The 513-nt window shown below is 66.5% G+C and carries 1 protein-coding gene; it reads right to left on the bottom strand.

Annotated features, from left to right (window positions below):
* Nucleotides 1-503, bottom strand: a 503-nt coding sequence (locus HR086_RS47390; protein WP_174468963.1) for a response regulator transcription factor, incomplete at its 3' end; no start/stop codon positions are given.
* Nucleotides 504-513: the final 10 nt, after the last annotated feature.

Raw genomic sequence — 513 nt, 5'->3', positions numbered from 1 at the left:
GGCTCGGAAGGGATGGGCGTGGCATCCGGGTCGACGCGGAAGTGACGCAGCAGTCTGCGCGCGAGGTTGGGCTGGATGACGGTGCCGCCCGCGCGGACTTCCTTGATGGCCTCGATGATCTTGTCGACCGGCGAGCCCTTGAGCATGTAACCGGATGCCCCGGCCTTCACGGCCTCGAGGACTTTGTCCTCCTCGTCGAAGATGGTGAAGATGAGGATCTCCATCTTCGGGTAGACGGCCTTGATTTCGCGCGTCACGTCGATGCCGCTCATGCGGGGCAGGCCCAGGTCCAGCAGCAGGACGTCAGGCATGACGCGGGGGACTTCCTCCAGGGCGGCCTCGCCGGACAGCGCGGTGCCAACGATGTCGATCTCCGGGTGGCCCTCGAAGAGGCGCAGCTGGTTCTTGAGGATCTTGGTCTGGTCTTCCACGACGAAGACGCGGATGGGCGGCTGCGCGGGAGTGGAAGGAGGCTGCGGGGCATCCACGGGGGCTCCGGTCATGTCGGGGGGC

This window comes from Myxococcus sp. CA039A, assembly GCF_013336645.1.
Taxonomy (GTDB): Bacteria; Myxococcota; Myxococcia; order Myxococcales; family Myxococcaceae; genus Myxococcus; species Myxococcus llanfairpwllgwyngyllgogerychwyrndrobwllllantysiliogogogochensis.
The sequence above is the reverse complement of the archived record's forward strand: the minus strand, read 5'-3'. Positions and strand labels throughout refer to the sequence as shown.